This window comes from Janthinobacterium sp. TND4EL3, assembly GCF_900156175.1.
Taxonomy (GTDB): Bacteria; Pseudomonadota; Gammaproteobacteria; order Burkholderiales; family Burkholderiaceae_D; genus Janthinobacterium.
Map to the genome: position 1 here is coordinate 49,487 of NZ_FTMV01000016.1, position 26,229 is coordinate 75,715.

26 protein-coding genes are annotated in these 26,229 nt (G+C 65.1%); 19 read left to right on the forward strand and 7 right to left on the reverse strand.

Features of this window, described 5'->3' with window-relative positions:
• Positions 1-5: 5 nt before the first annotated feature.
• The 7 genes from BXA07_RS22500 to BXA07_RS22530 all read right to left on the reverse strand — a co-directional run bounded on the left by BXA07_RS22500 (position 6) and on the right by BXA07_RS22530 (position 10,141).
• On the reverse strand, positions 6-1,568 hold the full coding sequence (locus tag BXA07_RS22500) for a hypothetical protein (RefSeq protein WP_076571042.1): 1,563 nt from the start codon (positions 1,566-1,568) through the stop codon (positions 6-8).
• Positions 1,569-1,575: 7 nt separating this feature from the next.
• Positions 1,576-2,781 (reverse strand): type II secretion system F family protein, encoded by a 1,206-nt coding sequence (locus tag BXA07_RS22505; protein WP_076571043.1) that lies wholly within the window; start codon positions 2,779-2,781, stop codon positions 1,576-1,578.
• Positions 2,781-4,484, reverse strand: coding sequence for a GspE/PulE family protein (locus BXA07_RS22510; protein ID WP_076571045.1), 1,704 nt, complete (start codon positions 4,482-4,484; stop codon positions 2,781-2,783). The genes BXA07_RS22505 and BXA07_RS22510 overlap by 1 nt, the downstream gene beginning before the upstream one ends.
• Before the next feature lie 5 nt (positions 4,485-4,489).
• Entirely contained in the window at positions 4,490-5,929 is a 1,440-nt protein-coding gene (locus BXA07_RS22515; protein WP_076571046.1) for a tetratricopeptide repeat protein, read from the reverse strand.
• On the reverse strand, positions 5,926-7,896 hold the full coding sequence (locus BXA07_RS22520) for a pilus (MSHA type) biogenesis protein MshL (RefSeq protein WP_076571048.1): 1,971 nt from the start codon (positions 7,894-7,896) through the stop codon (positions 5,926-5,928). Before BXA07_RS22520 ends, BXA07_RS22515 begins: the two co-directional genes overlap by 4 nt.
• A 122-nt stretch (positions 7,897-8,018) precedes the next feature.
• On the reverse strand, positions 8,019-9,377 hold the full coding sequence (locus BXA07_RS22525) for an ExeA family protein (protein WP_244556371.1): 1,359 nt from the start codon (positions 9,375-9,377) through the stop codon (positions 8,019-8,021).
• On the reverse strand, positions 9,374-10,141 hold the full coding sequence (locus tag BXA07_RS22530; RefSeq protein WP_244556372.1) for an ABC transporter ATP-binding protein: 768 nt from the start codon (positions 10,139-10,141) through the stop codon (positions 9,374-9,376). The genes BXA07_RS22525 and BXA07_RS22530 overlap by 4 nt, the downstream gene beginning before the upstream one ends.
• Positions 10,142-10,313: 172 nt before the next feature.
• Between BXA07_RS22530 and BXA07_RS22535 the strand changes: the two genes are divergently transcribed.
• The 19 genes from BXA07_RS22535 (at position 10,314) to BXA07_RS22625 (ending at position 26,120) form a co-directional block, all read left to right on the forward strand.
• Positions 10,314-12,017 carry a GspE/PulE family protein gene (locus tag BXA07_RS22535; RefSeq protein ID WP_076571051.1) on the forward strand — a complete coding sequence of 568 codons (1,704 nt, stop codon included), beginning with the start codon at positions 10,314-10,316 and terminating at the stop codon, positions 12,015-12,017.
• A 1-nt stretch (position 12,018) separates the two neighbouring features.
• On the forward strand, positions 12,019-13,254 hold the full coding sequence (locus BXA07_RS22540) for a type II secretion system F family protein (RefSeq protein WP_076571053.1): 1,236 nt from the start codon (positions 12,019-12,021) through the stop codon (positions 13,252-13,254).
• Entirely contained in the window at positions 13,254-13,739 is a 486-nt protein-coding gene (locus BXA07_RS22545; protein WP_076571055.1) for a type II secretion system protein, read from the forward strand. Before BXA07_RS22540 ends, BXA07_RS22545 begins: the two co-directional genes overlap by 1 nt.
• An 88-nt stretch (positions 13,740-13,827) precedes the next feature.
• Entirely contained in the window at positions 13,828-14,331 is a 504-nt protein-coding gene (locus BXA07_RS31680; RefSeq protein ID WP_280175071.1) for a pilin, read from the forward strand.
• Positions 14,332-14,523: 192 nt separating this feature from the next.
• Positions 14,524-15,012: a pilus assembly FimT family protein gene (locus BXA07_RS22555; protein WP_244556373.1), complete on the forward strand. Its 489-nt coding sequence runs from the start codon at positions 14,524-14,526 to the stop codon at positions 15,010-15,012.
• The gene (locus BXA07_RS22560; protein ID WP_076571059.1) at positions 14,999-15,565 is read left to right on the forward strand and encodes a type IV pilus modification PilV family protein; all 567 of its coding nucleotides are present in this window, start codon (positions 14,999-15,001) and stop codon (positions 15,563-15,565) included. The genes BXA07_RS22555 and BXA07_RS22560 overlap by 14 nt, the downstream gene beginning before the upstream one ends.
• Positions 15,562-16,482 (forward strand): type II secretion system protein, encoded by a 921-nt coding sequence (locus tag BXA07_RS22565; protein WP_076571061.1) that lies wholly within the window; start codon positions 15,562-15,564, stop codon positions 16,480-16,482. Before BXA07_RS22560 ends, BXA07_RS22565 begins: the two co-directional genes overlap by 4 nt.
• A gap of 5 nt (positions 16,483-16,487) precedes the next feature.
• The gene (locus BXA07_RS22570) at positions 16,488-16,922 is read left to right on the forward strand and encodes an agglutinin biogenesis protein MshP (RefSeq protein ID WP_083708461.1); all 435 of its coding nucleotides are present in this window, start codon (positions 16,488-16,490) and stop codon (positions 16,920-16,922) included.
• A gap of 131 nt (positions 16,923-17,053) precedes the next feature.
• Positions 17,054-18,013, forward strand: a complete 960-nt coding sequence (locus tag BXA07_RS22575; protein WP_076571064.1) for a type IV pilus biogenesis protein PilM — start codon at positions 17,054-17,056, stop codon at positions 18,011-18,013.
• Positions 18,010-18,672, forward strand: coding sequence for a PilN domain-containing protein (locus tag BXA07_RS22580; RefSeq protein ID WP_076571065.1), 663 nt, complete (start codon positions 18,010-18,012; stop codon positions 18,670-18,672). The genes BXA07_RS22575 and BXA07_RS22580 overlap by 4 nt, the downstream gene beginning before the upstream one ends.
• On the forward strand, positions 18,672-19,355 hold the full coding sequence (gspM, locus tag BXA07_RS22585; RefSeq protein WP_076571067.1) for a type II secretion system protein GspM: 684 nt from the start codon (positions 18,672-18,674) through the stop codon (positions 19,353-19,355). Before BXA07_RS22580 ends, gspM begins: the two co-directional genes overlap by 1 nt.
• Entirely contained in the window at positions 19,340-19,735 is a 396-nt protein-coding gene (locus BXA07_RS22590) for a hypothetical protein (RefSeq protein ID WP_076571069.1), read from the forward strand. The genes gspM and BXA07_RS22590 overlap by 16 nt, the downstream gene beginning before the upstream one ends.
• A gap of 38 nt (positions 19,736-19,773) precedes the next feature.
• Positions 19,774-21,558: a pilus (MSHA type) biogenesis protein MshL gene (gene mshL, locus BXA07_RS22595; RefSeq protein WP_076571183.1), complete on the forward strand. Its 1,785-nt coding sequence runs from the start codon at positions 19,774-19,776 to the stop codon at positions 21,556-21,558.
• Positions 21,559-22,461 carry an ExeA family protein gene (locus BXA07_RS22600; protein ID WP_076571071.1) on the forward strand — a complete coding sequence of 301 codons (903 nt, stop codon included), beginning with the start codon at positions 21,559-21,561 and terminating at the stop codon, positions 22,459-22,461.
• Positions 22,462-22,478: 17 nt separating this feature from the next.
• Complete coding sequence (locus BXA07_RS22605; protein WP_076571073.1) at positions 22,479-23,543, forward strand: tetratricopeptide repeat protein; 1,065 nt, start codon at positions 22,479-22,481, stop codon at positions 23,541-23,543.
• Positions 23,544-23,677: 134 nt separating this feature from the next.
• A complete protein-coding gene (locus tag BXA07_RS22610) occupies positions 23,678-23,926 on the forward strand; it encodes a hypothetical protein (protein ID WP_076571075.1) in 249 nt (82 codons plus the stop codon).
• Between the two features lie 11 nt (positions 23,927-23,937).
• Positions 23,938-24,354 (forward strand): hypothetical protein, encoded by a 417-nt coding sequence (locus BXA07_RS22615; protein WP_076571076.1) that lies wholly within the window; start codon positions 23,938-23,940, stop codon positions 24,352-24,354.
• 103 nt (positions 24,355-24,457) lie between these two features.
• Positions 24,458-25,360 carry an alpha/beta hydrolase gene (locus BXA07_RS22620; RefSeq protein ID WP_076571078.1) on the forward strand — a complete coding sequence of 301 codons (903 nt, stop codon included), beginning with the start codon at positions 24,458-24,460 and terminating at the stop codon, positions 25,358-25,360.
• Between the two features lie 88 nt (positions 25,361-25,448).
• Positions 25,449-26,120 carry a DUF2625 family protein gene (locus BXA07_RS22625; protein WP_076571080.1) on the forward strand — a complete coding sequence of 224 codons (672 nt, stop codon included), beginning with the start codon at positions 25,449-25,451 and terminating at the stop codon, positions 26,118-26,120.
• The last annotated feature ends 109 nt before the right edge of the window (positions 26,121-26,229 follow it).

Genomic DNA, 26,229 nt, shown 5'->3' on the forward strand with positions numbered 1-26,229 from the left:
GCCGCTCATGGCTGCCACACGAGCAAAAGGGTGAAGCGGGCCTGGCTGTCCGGGGCCGGCGCCGCGCTCTTGCCGGACAGGGTCGCGCTGGAGCGCAAGTCCAGCGGCGCTTCCTCGATCGCCACGCGCAGGCCAGGCTGGCGCGCCAGCGTTTGCGCGAAGGCCGTGATGGCGCCCAGCGCGGCGCGGTAGTCATTGTGCGGCATGTCCACGTCCGCTTCCAGGCGCAGCGCCTGCGGCGGCGCGACGGGAATGCCGGCCAGGGCGCTGCCGGACGGCGCGCCCGTGCCCTGCTGCTGCGCAGGCTGGCTGCCGGCCGCGCGCGCGGGGGGCGGCCCCGCATTCCAGTGCAGCTGGCTCAGCCTGACTTGCGGCGCCTGGTCCAGCGCCGCGCTCAGCACGCCCAGCAGGCGGCCCGGTTCGGGCGCCTGGATGGCGATCATGCGTCCCAGGGTCACGGCCACTTTCATGTTCTGCGTCTTGGCCGGCGCCGGCGGCTGGGTCGACATGACGCTGCGGTAGCGCTCCTGGTAGGACGCCGTCTCCTGCTGCAAGCGCTGCGTGGCGGCTCCGTCGCTGATGCCTCCGAGCAAATTTATCACGCACCACAGGGCTGCCGACGTGCCGATCAGCGCGCTGGCGCCGTACAGCGTCTTGCGCGCGCGCTGGAAGTGGTAGTAGCGGGCCAGCGGTCCGGGCGGATAGTGGCTGGGCGGCGGATGCTTGCCCAGCAAGGTCAGCAGCAATTCGTCGGCCAGCGCCGGCGTCTGCTTCAAGCCCACGCGCTGGCCCGCCAGTTGCAGGTCGATGAAGTGGTAGGCCACCTCGACGCCGTTATCGCACAGCAATTCGAGCTTGGCGATCTGCGCGGCCGGCGCCAGGATGACGGTATTCAAGACGTCGCCGCGCGCCAGCATGCGCGTGCTGGTGAGAAATTGCCGGGTTTTTTCTGTTTCCAGCGCGATATTCACGGCCACGCCGTCGAGCGCGATGGTGGCCGTCTGGCGCGAGAAGCGCAGCTGGCCCTTTTCATAATAGCTTTGCCGCAAGCCGCCCGATTGCTGCGTCACCAGCAGCAGGTGTTCGTGCGCGAGCGCGAGCTTTTTCACCAGGGCAATACTCAGCAGGCTGGTCGAGTAAATGCCGGCCACGGGCACGCGCAAGTGTTCGAGCGCTTCCGTCCACGGCTGCAGCAGCGAGGGGTTGGTCAGCGCAAAGAACAGCACCTGGTCGTCGTGCCGTCCCGTGCTTTCGCGGCCCAGCAGGGTGCTGCCGCGGTAGGGCGTGTCGCGGTGCAGCTGCTGGCGACGGCGCTCCAGCAGTGCGCGTCCGGCCTTGCCCCGTACATGGGGCAGCAGCTGGTGCTGGAAGTCTTCCTCGATGAGGTCCGTCAGCAGGTAGGCGGGCACGTCGAGCCGCCGCTCCTGCGGGTCTTCCAGCCAGGCGGCGAAGCCGTCGAGCCCGGCCGCGCTGGCGGGAAACACCTGGCCTGCACCCAGCACGCCGTGGTTCCAGTCGTAGGCGCAGAGGGCGTCGCTGGTGAGATAAAGCAATTGTTTGCGGAACACGGCGGCCTCAGGTTTTCATGGTGCTGATGGTGTCGTAGATGGGACCGAGCACCGAGAGCATGATCCAGCCCAGCAGCAGGCCCAGGATGACCGTCATGGCCGGCTCTATCATGGCTTGCACTTTTTCTATCAGTTCCTTCACTTCGCGGTTGTAGAAATAGCTGACATTGCGCAAGGCCGTGTCCAGCGAGCCCGTCGCTTCACCCACCTTCAGCATGCGGATCACCAGCGGCGGAAAGATGCCCGTGTGCTGGAAGGCGGCCGTGACGCCATGGCCTTCGCTGATCAGCTGGGCCGCGCGGCGCAGGCCGGCGGCCACCACCTGGTTGCCGGCGATGCCTTCGGACAGGCGGATGCATTCCAGAATCGTGATGCCGGAAGCATACATCAGCGCGAAGAACGTGGCGAAGCGGGCCAGGATGATCTTGTGCAGCACGGGGCCGACCAGCCACAGCCGCAGCTTCAGGCCGTCCCAGGCGTAGCGCGCCGCCTCGCTGCGGCGTATCCACGCGCGCAGGCCGAAAAACAGCAGCACGGGCAGGGCCAGCAGCAGATACCAGTAATGGATGAAGACATTCGACACGGCAATGAGCACGCGCGTGTGCAGCGGCAGCTCGCCGCCCATGTTGCGGATGAAGGCCGTCAGCTGGGGCACGAGGTAAATCATCAGGAAAAACGTCACGCCCGCCACCACCAGGGCGACGATGACCGGGTACATGACGATCTTGCGCGTCTGCGAGGCCAGCTCGTCCTGCCATTTCAGGCTTTCCGACAGGTTCTTGAAGACGTCGGCGATCTTGCCGCTCTGTTCCCCCGCCAGTATCAGGCTGGTAAACGTGGCGTCGAAGATGTCGCCATGCTGGGCCAGCGCGCCGGACAGGGGCAGGCCGCCCTCGATGCTTTCGATCAGGTCCGTGACGACCTCGCGCAGGCGCGGATGGTCCGTGCTTTCGCGTAAGTCGTTCAAGCCTTCGAGGATGGGCACGCCCGCGCCCGTCAATTGTTCCATGTGGAAACAAAAGTTGATCAGGTCGCGGCGGTGGATGACGCGCTTGCCCAGCAGCACCAGGTACTGGCCCGTGATCTTGCAGTCGATCAGGTCCAGCTGCATGCGGTGCAGGCGCGCTTCCAGGTCCGGCACATTGGCCGCCTCCATGCTGCCGGGAATCAGGGTGCCGGCCGCATCCATGGCGCGGTAGACATATTGCGGCATCAGGCCAGCCTATCGGTGAGGTCGACCACGCGCGCCACTTCTTCGAGGGTGGTCACGCCTTCGCGCACGCGGCGCATGCCGTCGTCGACGATGGCCGTGAAGCCGGCCTCCCGCGCCGCGGCCTTGAGCTCGCGCGAGCTGGCGCGCCGCGCCGTCAGTTCATCGAGTTCGGCCGTCATCTTGAGGATTTCCATGATGGCCAGCCGGCCCTTGTAGCCCTGGTGCGCGCAGCGTTCGCAGCCGACGGCGCGGCAGATGGAGACGGGCGCATCGTCCGCCGCCAGACCCAGCAGGCGGCGCTCGACGCTGTCGGCCAGCACGGTGTCCTTGCAATGCGGACACAGCCGTCGCACCAGGCGCTGCGCCACGACGCCGATGATATTGCCGGCCATGATGTCAGGCAGGATGCCGATATCGAGCAGGCGCGAGATGGAACCGATGGCCGAGTTCGTGTGCAGCGTGGAATACACCTGGTGGCCCGTCATGGCGGCGGCAAACGCCATTTCCGCCGTTTCGCGGTCGCGGATCTCGCCCACCAGGATGATGTCCGGGTCTTGCCGCATCATCGAGCGGATGCCGTCGGCAAAGCCCAGCTTGACCGATTCGTTGACCGAGGTCTGGCGTATCATGTTCATCGGATACTCGACCGGGTCTTCCAGGGTCATGATGTTGACGCTTTCCGTATTGATGTGGTTGATGATCGAGTACAGGGTGGTGGTCTTGCCGCTGCCCGTCGGGCCCGTGACGAGGATCACCCCGTCGGGGCGCGCGATCATCAGTTTGAGCAGGCTCAATTCCGACTCGGCCAGGCCCAGCGCATCGAGCGGCACGATGCCTTTCTGTCGGTCCAGCACGCGCAGCACGAAGTTCTCGCCGTGCGTGGTGGGCTGCGCCGAGGCGCGGAAGTCGATTTGCCGTCCAGAAAACTTGATGCTGATGCGGCCATCCTGCGGCGCGCGCGCCTCGGCGATGTTCATGTTCGACATCACCTTCAGGCGCACGGCCATGGCTGGCCAGTACGATTTGTGCAGGCTGCGGATCTGCCGCAGGATGCCGTCGATGCGGTAGCGGATGCGCAGGAATGACTGTTCCGGCTCGAAATGGATGTCGGACGCGCCGTTCTGCACGGCGTCGGCCAGCAGCGCGTCGATCAGGCGCACCATGGGCTGGCTGTATTCGTCCGACGGCGAAGCCATGCTCTGGTAGCTGACCTCGCCCGTCTCGATCTCGTGCAGGATGCCGTCGATCGACAGTTCGAAGCCATAGTACTGGTCGATGGCGCGCGAGATGTCGGACTCGTTGACCAGCACGGTGGAAATCGTGATGCCCTTGACCAGCATGGCGCTGATTTGATCGAGCGCAACGATATTGCTGGTGTCGGCCATGGCCAGGATCAGATTGTCCGCCTGCCGTTCGTAGACGATAGGGAAGACGCGGTAGCGCTTGGCCACGTCCTTCGGGATCAGTTTCAGGGCGATGGCGTCGACCACCAGGCTGGACAGGTCAGCGCTCACCTGCTTGAGGTTTTCGCTGAGCGCCTCGCGCACCGTGGCTTCGGTGACGAAGCCCAGGGTGATGAGCAGCTTGCCCAGCGGCTCGCTGCTGCGCTTTTGCTCGATCAGGGCGATGCGCAGCTGGTCCTCGCTGATCACGCCTTTCTGGATCAGCAGCTTGCCGAGGGGAAGTTTTGCCTGTTCTGCCATGTTGCTTATTCTTGACGGGTAATGTTGATGACGGGCGCGGCGGAGGCGGGCGCCACGGGAGCGCCGCCCAGTTCGCGCAGGCGCGCCTGCGCCACGGTCCGGTCGAAGGCGGCCGGCGCCGTTTGCGCCAGGGCCAGGGCGCGCTGGTAATACGTGGCGGCCAGTTTCGGCTGGTTCAGGCGGTCCAGGCCCACGGCCAGGTTGAAGGCATAGTCGGGATTGCCCGGCACGGCGCTGTAGGCGCGGAAGAATTGCTGCTGCGCTTCATTCCAGCGCCGTTGCTTGGCATACACGTTGCCCAGTGCAAACAGCACGGGGCCGCTGTCGGGCGTGCGGGCCAGGATGGCTTTCAATTTCGCTTCGCTTTGCACCACGTCGCCCTGGCTCAGCCCGATCAATCCGGCCAGCGCTTCGCCATCGTCGGGATTGATCTCGAGCAAACGCACGTACAGCGAGGCGGCCTGCGCGCCCTGCTGCTGGCGCTGGGCCACGGCCGCCAGGCCCAGCAGGGCGTCGCGGTTGGTGGCGTCCTGCTGCAGCACGGCTTCGTATTGCTGGCGCGCCGCGCCCAGCTGGCCGCCGTTCAGGGCCTGGTAGGCTTGCTGCACGCCGGGGTTGATCTGCGGCGCCGTATCGGTGCGCAGCACCTGGATCTGGCTGTTGTCGGGCGCCATGACCGGCGGCAGGCTGGGCGGCGCCGGCGGCGGCATCTGCGCCAGCTGGGCGGCCACGGCGGCCTGTACGGCAGCCTGTATCATCGCCTGCTGTTCCGCCGCGCCCGCTTGCTGGCGCGGCTCGCGCGGCGCTTCCGGCGGCAGCGGCGCGGGGGCGAGGGCGTCCGGCATGGCGCCGCCCGCCGCAGGCAGCACCACGATGGGACCGGCCGCGCCGGCCGTGCCGGGGGCGTCCGTCAGGGGCATGGGCACGCCGGGCAGGTTGGCGCCCGCGCCGGGACTGCTGCTGGCGCGCCAGTACCAGTACGCCATCGATCCCGCCACCAGCAGCAGGATGGCCAGCAGCACGCCCAGGCGCACGGTGGCCGGGTCGACGCTGATGGGCCCGGTGGGGCCCTTGGGCGGCGTCTTGCTGCGGCTGGCGCCGGCCGGGGCGCGTGGCCGGGCCGGCGGCGGCTCGCTGTGCGGGCGCGGCGCTTCGGGACGCGGTCCCCCGTCAGGCTGGGCGGCGGCCGGTTCCGGTGCCGGTGCCGGTGCCGGCGCCGGCCGGGGCGGCGGTGACGGAACATCGCCCAGCGGTTCGAGGCTCAGGCCGCTCGTTGCTGGCGGGGACGGTGCGGCCACCGGTGCCGGGCGCAGCGGCACGGCATCGGCCGGCGCCAGTTCCAGCACCTGGTCATAGGCTTCGGATGGCTTTTCCAGCTCCTCGTCCGGCAGGCTGTTCTGTTTGGCGCGCTCGGCCTTCTTGAGCGCCTGCATCAGCAAGCTCATGGCAAGTCTCCCTGCAGGCGCGCCTGCGGCTGGCCGGAGGCGGCCGGCGCACCGTCCGTATAGGGCTGGCTGTTGAGCGGGGCCTGGCCCGGCAGCAGGTAGCGGTAGTCGCGGTAATCGCCGTCGATGCTGGCATCCTTGACCACCACGGGACGCATGAAGATCACCAGTTCCGTCTTGCTGTTTACTTCATTCCGGTAGGTAAACAGGTTGCCCACCAGGGGCAGGCTGGACAGGCCGGGCACGCCATCCTTGGCATTGTCGATGGAGTCCTGCATCAGGCCGCCCATCACGGCGATCTGGCCGTTGCCGACCTTCATGATCGACTCCAGTTCGCGCGCCTGGATCACGGGCACGCGGCTCTGCACGCTGGCCGAAGTCAGGGCGGGATTCGGGTCCTGCACGTAGCCGACGATGCGCGTGATGGTGGGGCGCACATTGAGCGTGACTTCATCGCTGTCGGAAATCTGCGGCGTGACGCTCATGACGAAGCCGACGGGCACCGTTTCCAGCTTCGATTCATAGGTGGCCGGGGTGGTGATGCTGCCCGTCGAACTGATCACGGCCGGCGTCACCTTGATGGTGAAAAAGACATTGTTGTCGACCACCTTCAGCATGGCCGTCTGGTTGTTCAGCACGCTGATCTTCGGGCTGGACAGCACTTTTACCTTGCCGAACGATTCGAGCAGCTGGATGGTCGTGGCGAAACTGTCCTTCATGTAGTTGAGCACGAAGATGCCGGGCGACGTACCCGGCAGTACGCCGCTGGACAGGGGTTGGGTGCCGACACGGCTCTGGTTCAGGCTCAGGTTGCCCGTCAGGCGCGACCAGTTGATGCCCTGCTGGTATTCGTTGCTCAGGCGCACCTCGATGATGGTGGCTTCGATCAGCACTTGCCGCTTGGCGCTGTGCAGCACGGCGTCGAGGAATTCGGCGATCTTCTCGTGCTGGCGGCCCGTGGCCCGCACGGCGATCAGCCCCCCTTCGACGTTCACCACCACCGACGAGGGACTGCCCTTGTTGGCCAGTTTTAACTGCGGCATGCCGTTCGCGTCCGTGGGCTGGGCCTGGGACGCGTTGCCCTGCTGCTGGCCCGTCGCATACTGGCCGCCGGACGGCATCGGGGGCTGGGCGCCGGGCTGGCCAGCGTACTGCCCGCCATACTGGCCCGCGCCGCCGGCCGCCGTGGGATTGCCTCCCTGCAACTGGCCGGCCTGTCCCTGCTGGCCCTGCGCATTGCCCTGGGCGTTCGTCAGTTGCTGGTTCAGCTGCGCCAGCGGGTCCACCTGGACATCGTTGAGCGTGGTTTCGCGCAGCAGGTCGCGGATATTCTTTTCCAGGCTATACCAGAAATTATTCTCCGAGCGATTCACCACCAGGGTCGTCGAATTGTTATTGCCATTGCCGCCGCTGCCTTGCGTGCTGCCGACCGGGTTGCTGGCGTTGTTCGAGCCGCCGCCCGCCGTGGAAATCTGCGTGGCGATATTCACGCTGCTGTTGGTGCTGCGCGCCATGTTGACGTAATCGACCTTGTAGTTGCGCCACACGGGCGCATCCGGCAGCACGAGCAGGTTCTTGCCGTCGATTTCATAGCGCATGTCGACTTGCTTGCTGATACGCGTGAGCAATTGCGGCAAGGTCTGGTTCAGCGCGTTGAGGGTTACGCTGCCTTCGATCTGCGGGTGGATGTCGATATTCATGCCCGCGTCGCGCGCCAGCGCGAACAGCAGCGACTGCACCGGCACCTTGTGCACGGTGACGCTGTAGGTTTCGACCTTGGCTGCCGGCAATGGGGCGGCCAGCATGCTGCTCTGCTGCACGGGTTCGGGAATGGCGCCCGCAGGGGGCGGCGGCGCATTCAGATGCCCGGGCGACAGGGGCATCTGATGCGAGGCGCAACCGGCCAGCAAGGCGCAGCAGGCAACGGTGATGCAAGAGGCCAGCACAGGAATAGGGTGTTGAGTCATGAAAAGTTCGCCCTTGGAGTCGTGTTGTGCTTTTGTAATTTTAACCACCATGATCCTCTAAAAGCAATCGCATGTGCAGGCCCGGGAGGGCATATGCAGAAATAAAGTTGGCCTTCGCCACGTCAATGTTTTCTCTGGGAAACGCCTTTAATTTCCTCGCGGATACTATGCATGTTTCTCAGCAATAATTTCTGTGGCGACGCCATTGCCAGCCGCGACCAAACGGCTTCGGCGCTGGCGCGGTCGGCGAAGCTGCCATAGACGATGGCCAGCTGCGGCGCCGTCGCTCCGGACCCCGCTTGCGGCAGGCGAAATACGTGGACATCGTCCAGCCCGATGGCCAGCCGCGCCTGCTGCAGGAACGCTTCCGCCGCCGCCGTGTCCGTGGCAGGGACGCTGGCGATCTGCAGCACCAGCTGCTGCGGCGCCTGGCGCGCCAGCCAGGCCTGCGATGCGGCCAGGCTGTTGTCGAGCAGCGGCGTGGGTGTCGCTGCCGGTGTCGCGGCAGGGGCTGGCACGCGGGCGGGCGGCGCCAGCCATTGCCACAGCAGGGCGCCGGCCAGCAGCAGCATGACGGCGCATAAGGTGCGCGCCAGCAGCGGACCCGCATGCCAGGGGACGCGACGAAACGGGCTGTCGGCGATCGCCAGGCGCAGGTGGCGCGCGCCGATGTGCCCGGCGTCGTCGGCGTAGGCGGCCAGCAGGGCCTTGTCGGCAAGGATATTGATTCGCCGCACGATGCCCTGCGAGGCGCGGGCCAGCAGGCGCAGCGCCGCCGCGTCAAACGCGAGCGGCGCGGCGCGGCCGGCTGCCGCCAGCCGGCATGCCAGGTAGTCGTCCAGCAGGGCGGGCGGCAGGCGCGGCACCGTGAAACTGTGGGTGATGCGCTCCTTCAGTTGCCGCAGCTGCGGCAAGTCCAGGGTGTGCTCCAGTTCCGGCTGGCCGAACAGCACGATCTGCAGCAGCTTGTGCCTGGCCGTTTCCAGGTTCGTCAGCAGGCGCAGCGCTTCCAGGGTGGGCACCGGCATGGCTTGCGCCTCTTCGGCCAGCAGCAGCACCTGGCGGCCCGCCGCATGCCGGCTGATCAGTTCCTCGTGCAGGGCGCGCAGCACTTCGTCGGCGCGGCATGGCGGCAGCTCCAGGCCCAGTTCGGCGGCGATGGCGTGCGCGACTTCATCGGGCGCCAGGCCGGGGTTGGGCAGGTACAGCACGTCGACGTGCGGCGGCAGCCGTTCGGCCAGCATGCGGCACAGCATGGTCTTGCCGCTGCCGATTTCTCCCGTCAGCTTGATGATGCCTTCGCCTTGCGCGACGGCGTACAGCAGCGCGTCGAGCAGGGCGCCGCGCGTGTTGCCGGTATAAAAGAAGGCGGGGTCGGGCGTGATGCCGAATGGCGCCGTGCGCAAGCCGAAGTGGCGCAGGTACATGCCGTGCGGGGCAGGCGCATGGTGGGCGCGGGCGGCGTGCGCGTCGGCGTTCATGCCGCGATGCAATTCAAGAAAGCCTGTTCCAGGCTGGCATCGGCCGCGCCGCCGTGGCGCGCGCGGCACTCGGCCGGCGTGCCCGTAAACAGCATGCGGCCCGCGTGCAGGATGGACATGCGGTCGCACAGCTCTTCCACGTCGGCCAGCGCATGCGAGGTGAGCAGGGCGCCGCGGCCCTGCGCCCGCGCTTCGCGCAGCACCTGCTTGAAGCGGGCCCTGGCCTTCGGGTCGAGCCCGCTCATCGGTTCATCGAGCACCAGTTGCTGCTTGCCCGAAAGCAAGCACGCGGCCAGCCCCAGTTTCTGCATCATGCCCTTCGAATAGTCGCGCGCGGGGCGCCGCAAGGCCTCGGGCGCCAGGTCCAGCGCCGCGATAACTTGCTGTACCGCAGCGTCGTCATGGCGTACATTGTGCAGGCGCGCCAGGTAGCGCAGGAAATCGCCGCCCGTCAGGTAATACGGCGCCTGGAAACGTTCCGGCAGGAAGGACAGGGGCTGGCGCGCCGCGCTGTGCCCGTGCGCCTGGCCAAAGATGGCGATGGCGCCCTGGTCCGGCGTGCAGAAATCGAACAGGCATTTGAGCAGGGTGGTCTTGCCGGCGCCGTTCACGCCCACCAGGCCGAACAGTTCTCCCGCGCGCACCTGCAGGTCGACGCCGCGCAGGACGGGGCTGCCGGCCAGCTGTTTGTGCACGTTGTGAAACTCGATGGCGCAGGCGTTCATGGGGCGTGGGTGGCGGGCCGGACGGTGAATGAGCGCCATTATTGCCATGCGTAGCGGTACCCGGCAAGTGTTTACTTGTCGCGTGTTGAAAAGGACAAAAAATCAAGCAATGGAATGTATTTTCTTTAAGAAACAACAGGTTCTGGAATAAAATACCAGCGCGCGCCGCGGGCGTGCATCGTCTGTCGAATTTGTTTGTCTAGGAGTAAACATGGCAAGGCCAGAGAAAGTCCGGCTCGGTGAAATCTTGGTGCAGCAGAAACTGCTGACGGAACAACAGTTGGGCGAGGCCTTGACGGAACAGAAGCGTTCGGGACGCAAGCTGGGCCGCGTTTTTGTCGAGCATGGCTTCGTCACGGAAGAGCAGATTTCGGGCGCGCTGGCGCGCCAGCTCGACATTCCCTACATCAATCTGAAGTTTTTCAACATCAATTCCGAACTGGTGCGCCTGCTGCCGGAAACCCAGGCGCGCCGCTTCCGCGCGCTGGTGCTGGAAGACCGCCGCGAGGGCTTGCTGGTCGGCATGTCCGACCCGACCGACCTGTTTGCCTATGACGAGATTTCGCGCCTGGTCAAGCGCCAGATCGAACTGGCCGTGGTCAATGAAACGGAAGTGCTGGCCGCCATCGACCGCATCTACCGCCGCACGGAAGATATTTCCACCCTGACGCGCGAGCTGGAGCAGGACCTGGGCGACGTTTCCGTCGACTTCGGCGCGCTGGCCGTCAATCCGGGCCTGGAAGAGGCGCCCATCGTCAAGCTGCTGCAATCGGTGTTCGAGGATGCCACCCAGGTGCGCGCCTCCGACATCCACATCGAGCCGCAGGAAGGCCGGCTGCAGATCCGCTTCCGCATCGACGGCGTGCTGCACCTGCAGACGGAAGCGGACAGCAAGATCGCCAGCTCGCTGGCGCTGCGTTTGAAACTGATGTCGGACCTCGATATTTCCGAAAAGCGCCTGCCGCAGGACGGCCGCTTCGCCATCCGCGTGAAAAACCAGCGCATCGACGTGCGTATATCGACCATGCCGACGCAGTACGGCGAATCCGTCGTGATGCGGCTGCTGAACCAGGGCGGCACGACCCTGCGCCTGGATGCCATCGGCATGCCGCCCGCGCTGGTGGCACAGTTCCGCGCCATCGTCAGCCGCCCGAACGGCCTCGTGCTGGTGACGGGGCCGACGGGCAGCGGCAAGACGACGACCCTGTATTGCGCCTTGTCCGAGCTCAATTCGGTGGAAAAAAAGCTCATCACGGTGGAAGACCCCGTCGAGTACCGCTTGCCCGGCATTAACCAGGTGCAAGTCAATGACAAGATCGAGCTGAACTTTGCCAGGGTGCTGCGCTCGGCCCTGCGGCAAGACCCCGATATCGTGCTGGTCGGCGAGATGCGCGACCAGGAAACGGCGCAAATCGGCTTGCGCGCCGCCATGACGGGCCACCTGGTGCTGTCGACCCTGCATACCAACGACGCCATCAGCACGCCGCTGCGCCTGATGGACATGGGCGTGCCCCGCTACATGGTGGGCAGCTCGCTGCAAGCCGTGCTGGCGCAACGCCTGCTGCGCGTGATCTGCGAAAGCTGCAGCACGCCGTACGTGCCCACGCCCAACGAATACGAATGGCTGCGCCTGGAATTGGGCGAGCTGGTCGAGCGCAACCAGTATTTCCACGGCAAGGGCTGTTCGCACTGCAACGGCATGGGTTACCGGGGCCGCACGGGCGTGTACGAATTGCTGGAAATCACGCGCGCCGTGGCCGACGCGGCCAACCATGCCGATCCTTCCCACTTCATGAAGGTGGCGACGGCGCAGATGGCGGGCGCCACCTTGCGCCGCCACGCCGTGCAACTGGTGGTACAGGGCCGCACGACGGTGATGGAAGCGATGCGCATCAGCAACCAGAGCGAGGATTGACGTGCCATTTTTTGCCTACAAGGCGCGCAACGCCAGCGGCGAACTGCTGACCGGCGTGATGGAAGGCGCCGACAGCGGCGCTGTGGCCGACCAGCTGATGGCGGGCGGCAGCACGCCCGTCGACATCAGCGTGACCAAACAGACGGTGACGAAGGCCGGCGCCAACCAGCTGGGCTGGTGGGACAAGCTGACCGAGAAAAAGGTCACGCCCATGGACGTGCAGCTGTTCAGCCGCCAGCTGTACACCCTGCTCAAGGCGGGCGTGCCCATCATGCGCGGCCTGGCCGGGCTGCAGGAGTCCGCCATCAGCCCCGCGTTCGGGCGCATCATCAAGGACGTGCGCGAATCGCTGGACGCGGGGCGCGAACTGTCGGCCGCCATGGCGCGCCATCCCGCCATCTTCACGCCGTTCTACCTGTCGATGGTGCGCGTGGGCGAAATGACGGGCCGCCTCGATGAAGTGTTCTTGCGCCTCTTCGACCACCTGGAATTCGACCGCGACATGCGCGCGCGCGTGAAAACGGCCACGCGCTACCCGACCTTCGTCGTCTTCGCCATGGTCGCCGCCATGATCGTGGTCAATATCTTCGTCATTCCCCAGTTCGAGAAAGTCTTCGCCAGTTTCCATGCGGAACTGCCCTTGATGACGCGCATCCTGATCGGCACCTCGCGCTTTACCGTCGCCTACTGGCCCTTGCTGCTGCTGGCGGGCGTGGGCGGCTTTTTCGGCTGGCGCGCCTGGCTGCGCACGAAACAGGGCCTGTATAAATGGGACCGCGCCAAGCTGCGCCTGCCGATCGCCGGCAAGATCATCCTGAAGGGCACGATGGCCCGCTTCGCCCGCAGCTTCGCCCTGTCGAGCACCAGCGGCGTACCCATCGTGCAGGCGCTGACGGTGGTATCGCAAACGGTGGACAACACCTACCTGAGCGCGCGCGTGGAGCAGATGCGCGACGGCGTGGAACGCGGCGAAAGCATCCTGCGCACCTCGGTGGCGGCCGGCGTGTTTACGCCCGTGGTGCTGCAGATGATCGCCGTGGGCGAGGAATCCGGTTCGCTCGACGACCTGATGGACGAGATCGCGGACATGTACGAGCGTGAAGTCGACTATGAATTGAAGACCCTGTCGGCACAGATCGAGCCGATCCTGATCGTCTTCCTCGGCGCCATGGTGCTGGTGCTGGCGCTGGGCATCTTCCTGCCGATCTGGGACCTGGGCCGGGCGGCCCTGCACTGATGGCGCTGCCTGCCCGCCAGCGCGGTTTCACGCTGTTCGAGCTGGCCGTGGTGGCGAGCGTGTTCGCCATCCTGGTGGGCGTGTTACTGAGCCGCGTCGGCTATTACCAGCGACAGGCGCAGCAGGTGGCCATGACGCAGACGCTGGCGGCCTTGCGCACCAGCTTGCGGGTGCAGGTGCTGCAGCTGTACCTGGCGGACGGGCGCGCGCGGATACCGTCGCTGGCGCGGCAAAACCCCTTCGACTGGCTGGCCGATAAGCCGGCCAACTATTTGGGCGAATTCGATGCGCCCGCGCTCGATAAATTACCCGCTGGGAATTGGTTGTACGACAGAAAAGAACAAAAAATCATCTATTTGTTTAGTAATGGCAATATTTTTCCCGGTTCGGAGCTTGATTCAGTGAAATTTAAGGTAATCTTGCCAGGTGTAGACGCCGATCTTGACAAGCTCGCCCAGGAACCCGATATTGTGGTGTGGAAATAGCCGGACTCGACAGCAGACGGAGTGCCGTGCAGCAAACGTTTCATGGCGTTGGTTTTGATGTTTTTATTTGATTTTGGAGAAAGCAAGAATGAACAAGTCTTTACGTAGTATGAAAAGCGGCGCCCAGGCGGGTTTTACCCTGATCGAATTGGTGGTCGTCATCGTTATCCTGGGCATTTTAGCTGCGACGGCGATTCCGAAATTTAGCGATTTGTCAGCCGATGCACGTGTGGCCAAGATGCAGGCGGCCGTGGGCACCCTGAAGGCGGGCTCCGCACTGTTCCATGCGCAATGGCTTGTCAATGGCGCGGCGGCCGATGCTTCCGTGAAGATGGAGGGTGTTGACGTCGCAGGCAAGGCAGGCTATCCAAGCGTCGATGGCATCGTGGTGGCGGCCGGTGGCCTGGCTGACTATGACATCAAGACAGTGCCGCCGACTGCAACCGTCCTGACTATTTTGCCTGATGCGAATCACAAGAATTGCAAGGTGACATATACGACAGCAGTTGCAGCCGCCGCAGATGGCTCGACTCCTGCAGTGGCTCCTGTAGTCGACGATAGCGCACTCAAGGTGGTGGAAAACTGCCGCTAAGCTTTGTGCCAATGGGCCACTCGGCCCATTGCCGCAAAGGCGCGGCAACGTCGCGTTTTGCGTCAATCTCAGCAGCCCAACCCCAGGCAGGACCGGTTGGGCTTTTTTACGGGCGATTCTTCATTGCATCCTTCACAACCCACCTTGCGTCGCAGATGCCTTTTACGGGGCAGGCTTGCGCGCGGCTTCACCTTGATCGAGCTCGTGGCGATGCTGGTGATCGCCGGCCTGCTGGCGACCTTTGCCGTCAACCGATTTTTCCAGCGCGACACTTTTGATGCGCGCAGTGCCAGCGATCAGGTGGCGAGTATCGTGCGTTATGGACAAAAGCTTGCGGTGGCGCAAAACCGTCCCGTGTTTGTGCGCATCGACGGCAAGAGCGTGGCGCTGTGTTTCGACGCCGCGTGCAGCGATGCGCAGAAGGTCGTGCCGCCCGCCGGCACGAACAGCGGCAGCAAGAACACCTTGCTCGCTTGCAGCGACCGGCGCAACTGGCTGTGCGAAGGATGGCCGTCGACTGTCAAGCTGACAGGCGGCGCGGGGTTCTACTTTGACCCGCTGGGGCGCCCGTACTACGCGGCGTACGGCGATTTTTCCACGCCCCTGGTGCTGACCGTGGCCGCGGGCGGGCAGCAATACCAGGTCAACGTCGCACCGGAGACCGGCTATGTGTACCGCTAGGCGCCGTGCCCCCAGGCGCGCCCAGGCCGGCGTGACCCTGATCGAACTGGTGCTCTTCATCGTCGTCGTGGGCGTGGCGGTGACGGGCATCCTGGGCGTGATGAGCTTGACGGCGCGCAACAGCGCCGACCCGCAGCTGCGCAAGCAGGCGCTGGCCGTTGCGCAAGGCATGCTCGATGAAATCGCGGGCGCGCGCTTCACGTATTGCGCAGTGAACGACCCGGCAGCCGAGACGGCGGGCGGCGAGGCCGCATGCACCACCAAGGAGGCGTTTGGCATACAGGGCGGCGCCGCGCAGCGGCCTTACGACAACGTCAATGATTACGTGGACAGCGACGGCGGAAAGGCGCTATACACCACGGATGTGGCCGGCAACCCGTTTTCAGCGCTTGCCGGCCAGTATGCGGCGACGGTGAGCATCAATACCGTTGCGCTGAACGGCATCGCGGCGCCCAATGCGCTGCATATCCGGGTCAGCGTCGCCTATGGCGACAAGCAGCAGGTCGTGCTCGACGGCTACCGCACGCGCTACGCGCCGAACAGCATCCCATGAATACCTCTTCGTTCCGGCGCCGCGCGCGCGGCTTTACCCTGGTGGAGATGATCATCGTGATCGTCATCACGGGCATCATCGGCGGCATGGTGGCCATGTTCATCCGCCTGCCCGTGCAGGGTTATATCGATGCCAATGCCCGCGCCGACCTGGCCGACCTGGCCGATACGGCTGCGCGGCGCATTGCGCGCGACGTGCGCCTTGCGCTGCCGAACAGCTTGCGCGTCAGCGCGGACGGGAAATACCTGGAGCTGCTGCTGACGACATCGGGCGGCCGCTACCTGTCCGAGGACGATGCGCCGGGTCTCGGCGCCGTGCTGGCCTTCAATCCCGTCACCGCCGGCGCGAACGCCAATCAATTCACCGTGGTCGGGAGCGCGCCGGCGATCGCGCCCGGCGACTTTATCGCCGTCTACAATATGGGCGACAACCTGCCGGATGCGTATGGCTGCGCCGTCAACGCCGGCATCTGCAATCTGGCGCAGGTCGACACCGTCAGCGGCACGCTGGTGACCCTGAAGGGCAATCCCTTCCTCGCGCAGTCGCCGCAAAAGTTTCCCTCGCCATCACACCGTTTTCAGGTGGTGACGACGCCTGTCAGCTATGTTTGCGATCCGCAGGCCGGCACCCTGACGCGTTATTCCGGCTATGTCATCCAGGCGGCGCAGCCGCTCGATGCGGCGGCATCGCCTTTGTCAACGGCCCCCGTGCGCGCGCTGCTGGCGCAAAAAATCCTGAAAAACACGGTGAAGCGGTCTGGTCAAACAGCGGCTCCCCCCGAAGGCTGTTTTACCTATGAGGTGTTGAAGAACGGGCCGCGCGGCCTGCTCAGCATCGTGCTGAGCCTCGGCGCGGAAAACAGCAATACGGGCACGCTGCGCCTGGTGCAGCAGGTACAGGTCAGTAATACACCATGAGCGCCATGAGAACAGTTTCCTCGCGCCGCATGCGCGGCTTCAGCCTGGTGACGGCCATCTTCCTGCTGGTGGTGCTGGCGGGACTGGGCGCCGCGATGGTGAACGTGTTTACCCTGCAGCAAGTCGAATCGGCGCTGGACGTGCAGGGCGTGCGCGCCGAACAGGCCGCCCGCGCCGGTCTCGAATGGGGCGTGTACCGGCAGCTGATCGATGGAAACTGCGCTCCCTCGACTTCGTTTGCCTTGCCGGCTGGCACATCGCTATCCTCCTTTTCCGTCAGCGTGCAGTGCGCCACGGCCACGGGGCCCGGCACCTTGACCAGCTGGACCATCACGGCCACGGCTTGCAACCAGCCGGCCGGGGCCGAGCCGTTCTGTCCGCACCCGGGCAACAACCCCGATTACGTCCAGCGCCGCCTGCAGGCCGTGTTGTCGCAGTAAGGTCAACTGCTTGAAAAAAAGATCGCTAATTTATTGTTTTTACACAACAAAATTGGTTTCATGAATTAGAATTGGTTTGATGCATTATCTGCGCGACAAGCTCGGGCAGGCACTTACACTGGATAGTTCGCATGGGTTTATTCGCAAGAGCAAGAAAATACGAGGGCTGGCTGGCCACGGCGTTTGGCCGCGAAGGTGTCAGCGCCGTCGTCGTCGAGCGTCCCGCCGACGGCCTGCCGCGCGTGCTGGGCGCCAGCTACCAGGCGGCGCAACGGCCCGCGCCGGCCGAGGTGCTGGAAAAGCTGGGCAAGGAATTGCAGGCCGCGTCGCGCCACTGCAGCACCGTGCTGGCCGGCGGCGAGTACCAGCTGCTGTCGCTGGAAGCGCCGGCCGTGCCGCGCGAGGAGCTGAAGACGGCCGTGGGCTGGCGCCTGAAGGACATGCTGGACTTTCCCCTGGCCGACGCCACCATCGACGTGTTCGACATCCCCGGCGACCCGAACGGCACCCAGCGCGGCAGCAGCGTGTTTGCCGTCGCCGCGCGCAACAGCGCCGTGTCCGCGCGCCAGGCGCTGTATGCGGCATGCAAGATCGGCCTGTCCGTGATCGATATCCCGGAAATGGCGCAGCGCAATATCGCCACCTTGCTGGAAACGCCGGGGCGCGGCATCGCCGTGCTGTCCTTCGATGGCGACGGCGGCTTGCTGACCATGAGTTTCAATGGCGAGCTGTACCAGGCCCGCCGCATCGACGTGACCTTGCCGCAATTGCAGTCGCCCGACGCCAGCCAGTATTACGACCGCGTCACCCTGGAGCTGCAGCGCTCGTTCGACCACTTCGACCGCCAGTTCCATTTCATTTCCCTCGCGCGCCTGATGCTGATGACGGGCGCCAGCGATGGCTTGCAAGGCTATCTGGCCGATAATCTCTACATGCCGGTCGAGCGGCTGGACCTGAGCCAGGTGTTCGACTTTTCCCAGCATGCCGCCTTGCGCGAGCCAGCCATGCAGGCGCGCTATTTCCTGGCGCTGGGCGCCGCCTTGCGCGAGCAGGGCAGCTTGCCGGGCAAGAGCGAAGGGAAGGGCGCATGAGCCAGCAGATCAATCTGTTCAACCCCCAGTTCGAACAGAAGACCCACCAGATGTCGGCGCGCACGGCCGGCGCCTGCCTCGGTGCGCTGGCGCTGGGCTTGGCGCTGCTGTGCGTGCTGGGCCAGCGGTCGCTGACGGACTTGCAGCGCCAGGAAGCGGACGTCCAGGCGGCGCTGGCAAAGGCGGAGGCCAGGCGCGACCAGACCTTGCGTGATTTTCCACCACGCAAGAAAGATCCGGGGCTGGCGCAGGAAGTCGCGGCCGCCGAGGCGCAGCGCCAGTTGCTGCTGGATGCGTCGGCCGTGCTGGCCAGTGGCGAACTGGGCAATACGCAGGGCTTTGCCGGCTATTTCCGCGCGCTGGCGCAAGCCAGGGTGGATGGCGTATGGTTGACGAGCATCAATATTGTCGGCGCCGCCAGTGAACTCGGCTTGCAGGGCCGCGCCTTGCATGCGTCGCTGCTGCCCGCGTATATCACGCGTCTGGGCCAGCAGGATGTGCTGGCAGGCAAGAGCTTCTCCAGCCTCGACATCGGCCCGCCGCCGGCGCCGGCCGTCACCGACGGCAAGGCGCCGGCGGCGCCGTATGTGGCTTTCAGCCTGCAGTCATCGAGCCAGCTTGCGGCGGCCGCCGCCGCAACGGCGGGAGGAAAACACTGATGCAGCCCTTGCTGAAAAAATGGGCGGCGGCCTTCGACGCCCTCAGCCGGCGCGAGCGGCTGATGCTGTTCGGCGCGGGCGTGGCCGCGCTCCTGTTCGTGTTCTATTTTCTGTTCTTCAACCCGCTGTTCGCGAAGCGGGCGGCGCTGCATGCAAGCATTGCGCAAAAGCAAAGCCAGCAGGTGGCCATGGCCAAGGAAATCGAGCTGACCATGCTGGCGCACGCGGTGGACCCGGACCAGAATGCGCGCGCGCGTCTGGCGGCCCTGCTGGCGGAAGGGGCGAGCGTGAAGGAGCAGCTGCGCCAGAAGCAGCATGGCCTGGTGGCCCCCGAGCGCATGGTCGCGCTGCTGGAACAGTTGCTGCGCCGGCATGCCGGACTGCGCGTGGTGGCACTGAGAACCTTGCCTGGTGGCAGCGTGGGCGCTTCCCCGGCAGCCGCAGCGTCCGGCGATGGCGCCGCCAAGGCAAGCGCCCCGGCGCCCCTGCTGCACCGGCACGGCGTGGAAGTGGTGCTGCAGGGCAGTTATGCCGACATGCTGCAGTACATGCAGGCGCTGCAGGCGATGCCGACGCGGGTCTTCTGGGGCCAGGCCCGCCTGGAGGCGGAAAGCTACCCGCAAGCGACGCTGACCCTGACTTTATATACCCTCAGCATGGATGACACATGGATCGCACTGTGACCGCCGGCCGCGCGCCGCGCCGCTGGGCGCCGCTCCTGGCGCTGTGCCTGGCCTGCAGCGGCGTGCAGGCGCAGGCGCTGGACGACCCCACGCGCCCGCCCGCGGCCCTGTGGGCGCCCGCCAGCGCCGCTCCCGTCGCGCCCGCGCAGCCGCGCCTGCAATCGGTGCTCATCTCCACCCAGCCGGGCGGACGCCGCCTGGCCGTCATCGATGGCCAGACGGTCAAGGTCGGCAGCAAGGTGGGCGACGCCGTGGTGACGGAAATTCGCGACACGGCCGTATTATTGCGGCGTGGCAAAACACTGGAAACCTTCAAGCTGTACCCGGGCAGCAAGACGCCGCCTCAGACCGACAGCAAGACCGACCGCAAGCAGGAGTAGAAGAAGTGGCCAAGCAATTCAATCAACACAAGGCGAGCATGTTCAAGATCAGCACGATGGCGGCGCTTGTCAGCGTCAGCCTGGGCCTGGGCGGCTGCAATGTCGCGCCCGTCAAGCGCGATACCTATAATGCGATTACCGACGCCGTCAAGGGCGCGGCGGCCACCACCACGCCGGCAGCCCAGCCCGATGCCGTGGAAGCGGCGCTGCTGCCGCCCGTGGCGGCCCTGGCCCAGCAATTGCCGAAGGCCCGCGCCGCGCTCGACGAGCGCTTCAACGTGGCCTTCAACAATGTGCCGGCGCGCCAGTTCTTCACCTCCATCGTGGCCGGCACGCGCTACAACATGCTGGTCCACCCCGATATCGGCGGCACGATTTCGGCCAACCTGAAGGACGTGACCCTGTTCCAGGCGCTCGACGCCGTGCGCGAGCTGTACGGCTACGACTACAAGGTCGAAGGCACGCAGATCTACATCAAGCCGCTGACCATGCAGACGCGCTTGTTCCATGTCAATTACCTGACGGGCGCGCGCAGGGGCAGTTCCAACCTGCGCGTGTCGTCGACCTCGGTGGGTTCGGTCGGTTCGACCAATTCGGGCGGCTCGGGCAATGGACAGAATGGCAACCAGGGCAACAACCAGAATAGCGAGCAGAACCAGCAGACGAATGGCGGCCAGGGCGGCCGCACCCTGGACAGCAGCAACCTCACCACCTCGTCCACGGCAGATTTCTGGCCGGAATTGAAGGCGGCGCTGGAAGCCATCGTCGGCAGCGCCGAGGGCGGCCGGCAAGTGGTGCTGAGTCCGCAGTCGGGCGTGATCGTCATCCGCGCCATGCCGGAAGAGCTGCGCAACGTCGACATGTACCTGAAGGCCACGCAGCTGTCCGTCGACCGCCAGGTGATCCTCGAAGCGAAAATCCTCGAAGTCGAGCTCAACGACAACACGCAGACGGGCATCAACTGGGCCTCGTTCGCCTCGATCAAGAGCGGCCACACGAACCGCATCTCGACGGGCTTCATCCAGCCGGGCGGCAGCCTGGCGCCGCTGCCGTTCAATGGCGGCCAGCCGCCGAACATGACGAATGGCAGCGGCCTGACGGCCAGCAGCGGCTTCGGCCTCAGTTCGGCGGCGACGGCGGCCGGCTCCATGTTCGGCCTGGCGTTCCAGACGGCCAACTTTGCCGCCATGATTTCCTTCCTGGAATCGCAAGGCTCCGTGCACGTGCTGTCGAGTCCGCGCATTGCCACCATGAACAACCAGAAGGCCGTGCTGAAGATAGGCACGGACGAGTTTTACGTGACGGGCGTGTCCACCACCACGAATACGACGGCCAGCGGCGCCACCACCAGCCCCAACGTGACCTTGCAGCCCTTCTTTTCCGGCGTGGTGCTGGACGTGACGCCGCAGATCGATGCGGATGGCAACATCATCCTGCACGTGCACCCGTCCGTCAGCCAGGTGTCGACCATCAGCAAGGAAATCGACCTGGGCAGCGCAGGCTCGCTGAAACTGCCGCTGGCCGCCTCCAGCACCTCCGAGATGGACAGCATGGTGCGCAGCCAGGATGGGCGCATCGTCGCCATCGGCGGCCTGATGCGCCAGGCCACGACCTCGGACCGTTCGCAGGTGCCGGGCGCGGGCGACCTTCCCGTGCTGGGCGCGCTGTTCCGCAACACGGGCCAGGTGATCCAGAAGCGCGAACTGGTGGTGCTGATCAAGCCCACCATCGTCGAAGGCGCCAACAGCTGGAACGAGGATTTGCTCGATTCGGGCAAGCGCATCGAGGCGCTCGACCCGCGCCGTCCGTCGGAGCGGCGCTAAATGTACCAGGCCCATTTCGGCTTGCGCGAGGCGCCGTTCGGCCTCACGCCCGATACCAGCTTCTTCTTCAATGGCCCGCAGTCGCAAAAGGCGCTCAACACCCTGCTGGTGGCGGCGCGCAATGGCGAGGGCTTCATCAAGATCACTGGCGAAGTGGGCACCGGCAAGACGTTTCTGTGCCGCAAGTTCATGCAGTCGCTGGGGCCGGAATTCGTCACGGCCTACATTCCGAATCCGAACCTGCCGCCCCGCGCGCTGATCCTGGCCCTGGCCGACGACCTCGATGTGTTGCTGGAGAAAGATGCTGATCAGCATCAATTGCTCAAGTCGCTCAACTTGCGCCTGCTCAACCTGGCGGCGCAGGGCAAGTGCGTGCTCCTATGCGTGGACGAGGCGCAGGCGATTCCCGTCGACAGCCTCGAAGCCTTGCGCCTGCTGACCAACCTGGAAACGGAAAAGCGCAAGCTGCTGCAAATCGTGCTGTTTGGCCAGCCCGAGCTGGACGTCAAGCTGGCCCTGCCGGAGATCCGCCAGCTGGCGCAGCGCATCACCTTTCACTACCACCTGGGCCCTCTGTGCCGCGACGATGTGGATTTTTACGTGGCGCACCGTTTGCGCGTGGCCGGCTTCGACGGCGCGCGCCTGTTCAGCCGCAGCGGCGTGAGCAAGCTGTACCAGGCTTCCGGCGGCATCCCGCGCCTGATCAACATCATGGCGCACAAGGCGCTGATGGCGGCGTATGGCGAAGGCCGGCAGCAGGTCAGCGGCCGCCACGTGGCCCTGGCCGCCAGCGACACCCTGGCCAGCAAACCCCGCTTCTGGCGCAAGCCCTGGCCCTGGCTGGCCGGCGCCGGCGTGCTGGCCGCCGCCAGTGCCCTGAGCTGGACCTTATTGAACCGATGACGAAGATGAGCCTGTAGATGAGCCTGATTAACAAGATGTTGCAAGACCTTGACGCCCGCGGCACGCCCGAGGGGCGCGGCGACGCGGGCGGCATCCGCTCCGTGCCCGAACGCGAGCGGGGCGTGTCGCGCGCGCTGGTCTTCGGCGGCGCGGCCGGCCTGACGGCAGCGGCCATCGCCCTCGGCTGGGTGTACTGGAAGCGCCCGGCCGTGCCGCCCGTGCTGGTCAGCGTCGCCAGCAAGCCGGTGCCTGTTCCGCTGCCCGTTCCTGTGCCTGTACCTGTACCTGCGCCTGTACCTGCGCCGGTCGCCGCAGCGCCGGTGGCGCCCGAGCCCGTCTTCCAGGCCGCGGAAACCGCCCCGGCCCCGGCCCCGGCCAAGGCGCGGCCCGCCGAACCGAGGCGCAGCACGGAAAAAGCCCCCAAGCCTGCCGCCGCACCCGTCGTGAAGACGGCAGCGCCCGCCGCCAGCGAACGCCTTATCGACGGAAAACAAGTCACGCCGCAGCAGCGCGTGGAGAATGAATACCGGCGCGCGCTGGCGCAGCTGCAGGATGGCCGCGTCTCCGACGCCATGCAGGCCTTGCAGCAGACGCTGCAGCTGGACCCGCGCCACCAGGGCGCGCGCGAAACCCTGGTGCGCCTGCTGCTCGAAGCGCAGCGCCCCGACGACGCGGCCCGCCAGTTGCAGCTGAGCCTGGCACTGGACCCGAAACAGCCGGCGCAAGCGATGATGCTGGCCCGTCTGCAGCTGGACAAGGCCAACGGCGGCGCGGCTGCCCTCGACACTCTCATGCGCAGCCTGCCGTACGCGGCCGACAACGGCGAATACCACGCCTTCCTGGCCGGCGTGCTGCAGCGCGAACAGCGCTACCGCGAAGCGGCCGAACACTATCAGCTGGCCCTGCAGGCGGCGCCCGACAACAGCGTCTGGTGGATGGGCCTGGGGATAGCCTTGCAAGCGGACAACCACCCGGCCCAGGCGCGCCAGGCGTTCGAGCGGGCCAGGGGCTTGCAAACCCTGTCGCCGCAGCTGCAGGCCTTTGTCGAGCGCAAGCTGGTGCAGCTGGCGGCGGCCAGGTAAGTGTGGCCGATTGCGGCGCCGCCCTTGGCAAGCGGGGCGGGCACGATACGAACGCGCGTGCTGTCGGCGGCGTTGCCGGCGTTATGGACTGCCGCCGCCCCAATTGAAACGAATGAATCCGTGGACAAGACAAGATGAGCGCTGCCTGGACATTCCCCGATGCCCCGAATACCGCCTGCTTCACGACCACGGAGGTCTTGAATGGCGCCCCCATCGTGCTGGTGTCCCATGACTACGAAGGGGATAGGCAATTTCATGCCGCCTCACATGAAACGATGTTGAGTTCAGTCAAGATTGTCTGTCTGACAGACATGCTGCGACGAGATGACTTGCTCGCGTTCCACGCCCTGCATGTGGCGGATATTGCTAGTGAACAAGATTGAAAGGACGGGCCGTGCGCAATGAACGCGAGGGGGCGAAAGAGGCGCGCCGGGAAATCAGGCGCTACCAGGAACATATCAATTCGCCGCGCCTGTGTCCGGACCAGTGTTACCGCTTGGCCAGCCCGACGTATGCGCTGGTGTGCCATGTCAACCAGGTGACGGGCCTTTTCCTGAGCAAGAACTATTATGTGATCCCCATTTTCCTCCAGCGCGCCCATGCCACGCTGCTGGAGTTGAAGGCAGAACGCGTCAGCGAGCCGTATCGCAAGCTGGTCGAGCAGTATCTGAGCCATATCGCGCATTTCATCGTCGATTTTCCATGCCTGGCGGAAGATGAGCGGCAAGCCGCGCACTATATCCCGCCAGCGCTGCTGGCCCTCATGCCCGAGACCTTGCCGGAAGACTTGCTCATGGAGGGCGAGTTTTGATATTGTAGTGAGGATGTATTTTTTGCATTGTTGGAACAGTGTCATTTCTGTTTCACATTGTTGATATCATCGCGCCATCACTGACTACGTCAAGGAACCCCGTTTGAAATCCCTCAGCCTGCTGCTCGCACTCTGCTGCCTGCTCAACAATGCCCTGGCCGCCCCCGCCAGCGCGCCCGCCAGCTACGTTTTAGAGAATACGGAAGTGCGCGACATCCGCGCACAAGGATTGAAGCGCGACTACCAGCTCTACGTCGCCTTGCCCGATTCCTACCGTCAGGGGAATAAACGCTATCCGGTGCTGTTCGTCGTCGATGCCAATTATGCGTTTCCCGTCGTGCGCAATATCGCCCAGCGCCTGAACAAGCATGCGGGCATGGAAGAGGTGGTGGTGGTCGGCCTGTCGTATGCCAACGGCGATGGCGGCGTGTACAGCCGCCGCCGCGATTACACGCCCACCACGCCGCGCAAGCACGATTACCGCTCGGACATGCCGGGGCGCCAGCCGGCGTTCGGCGAAGCGGCGGCCTATGGCCAGTTCGTCTCGGGCGAGGTGTTTCCCTTCATCGCCAGTAACTATCGCGTCAACATGCAGCGCAAGGTGTTTATCGGCCACTCCTACGGCAGCCTGCTGGGCCTGCAATTGCTGCTGACGGAACCGCGCACCTTCGAGCACTACATCCTCGGCAGTCCCTCGCTGTGGTACGACGCCGGCGTCATGTTCGACCGCGAGCAGGCGTATGCGGGCAGCCACAAGGACTTGCCCGCGTCCGTGTTCTTCGGCATCGGCGGCCTGGAAAAGTTGTCGGCAGGCAAGAAGCGTTCGCGTGCCGAGGAAGGCGCCGACATGGTGGCCGACTTGCGCGAGTTCGACGGCAAGCTGAAATCGCGCAAGTTTCCGAATCTGAAAACGCGCTTGCGCGTATTCGAGGACGAAGACCATGCGAGCGTGTTTCCTTTTGTGCTCACGCATGGCTTGCGGGCCTACCTGAAGTCCGCAAAATGAACGGTGCCGGGTGCCGCCCGCCAGACAGTGCCTGCGTCGCCGTGCGCATTCCGACCGCCGGAAGCGGTCATCGATAAGGTCAGATTGCATGCGTACATTGAATGAATTACTCGAAAGCGAAGACCCTGCATTTCCCCTGATCAGGCAATGGGCCGACGAGGCCGACTTGCCGGTGGAATTGCTGCCGCCCTCGGCCGGCAGGGAGGATGTGCTGCTGAGCCTGCAGGTCACCACGCGTTCTGCCCTGGGGGCGATAGCCTATGAAACGGGGGGCATCCTGGTGGACGGGGGCTGGCTGCGCATACTGGGGTCGGGACATGCCAGGCTGGGCCGGGATATTGCCGCCTGGAACAAAGGCAAGGCCGACGGTTTTCTGCTGGTCGCCGATGATGTGCTGGGCGGCTTTTTTGCCATCAATGGCGGCGGGCTCGGGGCCGACCAGGGCAATATGTATTACCTTGCCCCCGAAACGCTGGAGTGGGAAGCGCTGGAGATCGGCTTCACGGCGTTTGTCGAGTGGGCTTTTACGAGCCAGCTGCGGCAGTTTTACGGCCGCCAGCCTGGTGACGCGGAGGACTTTGACGAATTGCCCGAATTGCCCTTGAGCGGCGAGCTATGCCTGAATTTTTATCCATTGCTGTGGACGCAAGAGGGTTCCCTCAAGACCAGTTCGCGGTGCGCCATTCCCGTGCAAGAGCAGTGGGCGCTCAACCTGGATCTGCAACACAAGTTGCTGGATGCGCCTGCGAGCGGGCGCTGAGGCAGGGCTGCGGGCATGTCTGAACGCATCGCCATGCCCATCCCGAGCCTGAAAATGGCATTTCAATCCAGCAATCCGGCGGTTTGTCGCAATGGCATGCTATATACAA

Coding starts and splice junctions, on each gene's coding strand:
- BXA07_RS22505 (WP_076571043.1), bottom strand. CDS start 2,781: ATGCCGCAATATGTCTACCGCGCCATGGATGCGGCCGGCACCCTGATT.
- BXA07_RS22510 (WP_076571045.1), bottom strand. CDS start 4,484: ATGGCAGAACAGGCAAAACTTCCCCTCGGCAAGCTGCTGATCCAGAAA.
- BXA07_RS22515 (WP_076571046.1), bottom strand. CDS start 5,929: ATGAGCTTGCTGATGCAGGCGCTCAAGAAGGCCGAGCGCGCCAAACAG.
- BXA07_RS22520 (WP_076571048.1), bottom strand. CDS start 7,896: ATGACTCAACACCCTATTCCTGTGCTGGCCTCTTGCATCACCGTTGCC.
- BXA07_RS22525 (WP_244556371.1), bottom strand. CDS start 9,377: ATGAACGCCGACGCGCACGCCGCCCGCGCCCACCATGCGCCTGCCCCG.
- BXA07_RS22530 (WP_244556372.1), bottom strand. CDS start 10,141: ATGGCGCTCATTCACCGTCCGGCCCGCCACCCACGCCCCATGAACGCC.
- BXA07_RS22535 (WP_076571051.1), top strand. CDS start 10,314: ATGGCAAGGCCAGAGAAAGTCCGGCTCGGTGAAATCTTGGTGCAGCAG.
- BXA07_RS22545 (WP_076571055.1), top strand. CDS start 13,254: ATGGCGCTGCCTGCCCGCCAGCGCGGTTTCACGCTGTTCGAGCTGGCC.
- BXA07_RS31680 (WP_280175071.1), top strand. CDS start 13,828: ATGAACAAGTCTTTACGTAGTATGAAAAGCGGCGCCCAGGCGGGTTTT.
- BXA07_RS22560 (WP_076571059.1), top strand. CDS start 14,999: ATGTGTACCGCTAGGCGCCGTGCCCCCAGGCGCGCCCAGGCCGGCGTG.
- BXA07_RS22565 (WP_076571061.1), top strand. CDS start 15,562: ATGAATACCTCTTCGTTCCGGCGCCGCGCGCGCGGCTTTACCCTGGTG.
- BXA07_RS22570 (WP_083708461.1), top strand. CDS start 16,488: ATGAGAACAGTTTCCTCGCGCCGCATGCGCGGCTTCAGCCTGGTGACG.
- BXA07_RS22575 (WP_076571064.1), top strand. CDS start 17,054: ATGGGTTTATTCGCAAGAGCAAGAAAATACGAGGGCTGGCTGGCCACG.
- BXA07_RS22580 (WP_076571065.1), top strand. CDS start 18,010: ATGAGCCAGCAGATCAATCTGTTCAACCCCCAGTTCGAACAGAAGACC.
- gspM (WP_076571067.1), top strand. CDS start 18,672: ATGCAGCCCTTGCTGAAAAAATGGGCGGCGGCCTTCGACGCCCTCAGC.
- BXA07_RS22590 (WP_076571069.1), top strand. CDS start 19,340: ATGGATCGCACTGTGACCGCCGGCCGCGCGCCGCGCCGCTGGGCGCCG.
- mshL (WP_076571183.1), top strand. CDS start 19,774: ATGTTCAAGATCAGCACGATGGCGGCGCTTGTCAGCGTCAGCCTGGGC.
- BXA07_RS22600 (WP_076571071.1), top strand. CDS start 21,559: ATGTACCAGGCCCATTTCGGCTTGCGCGAGGCGCCGTTCGGCCTCACG.
- BXA07_RS22605 (WP_076571073.1), top strand. CDS start 22,479: ATGAGCCTGATTAACAAGATGTTGCAAGACCTTGACGCCCGCGGCACG.
- BXA07_RS22610 (WP_076571075.1), top strand. CDS start 23,678: ATGAGCGCTGCCTGGACATTCCCCGATGCCCCGAATACCGCCTGCTTC.
- BXA07_RS22625 (WP_076571080.1), top strand. CDS start 25,449: ATGCGTACATTGAATGAATTACTCGAAAGCGAAGACCCTGCATTTCCC.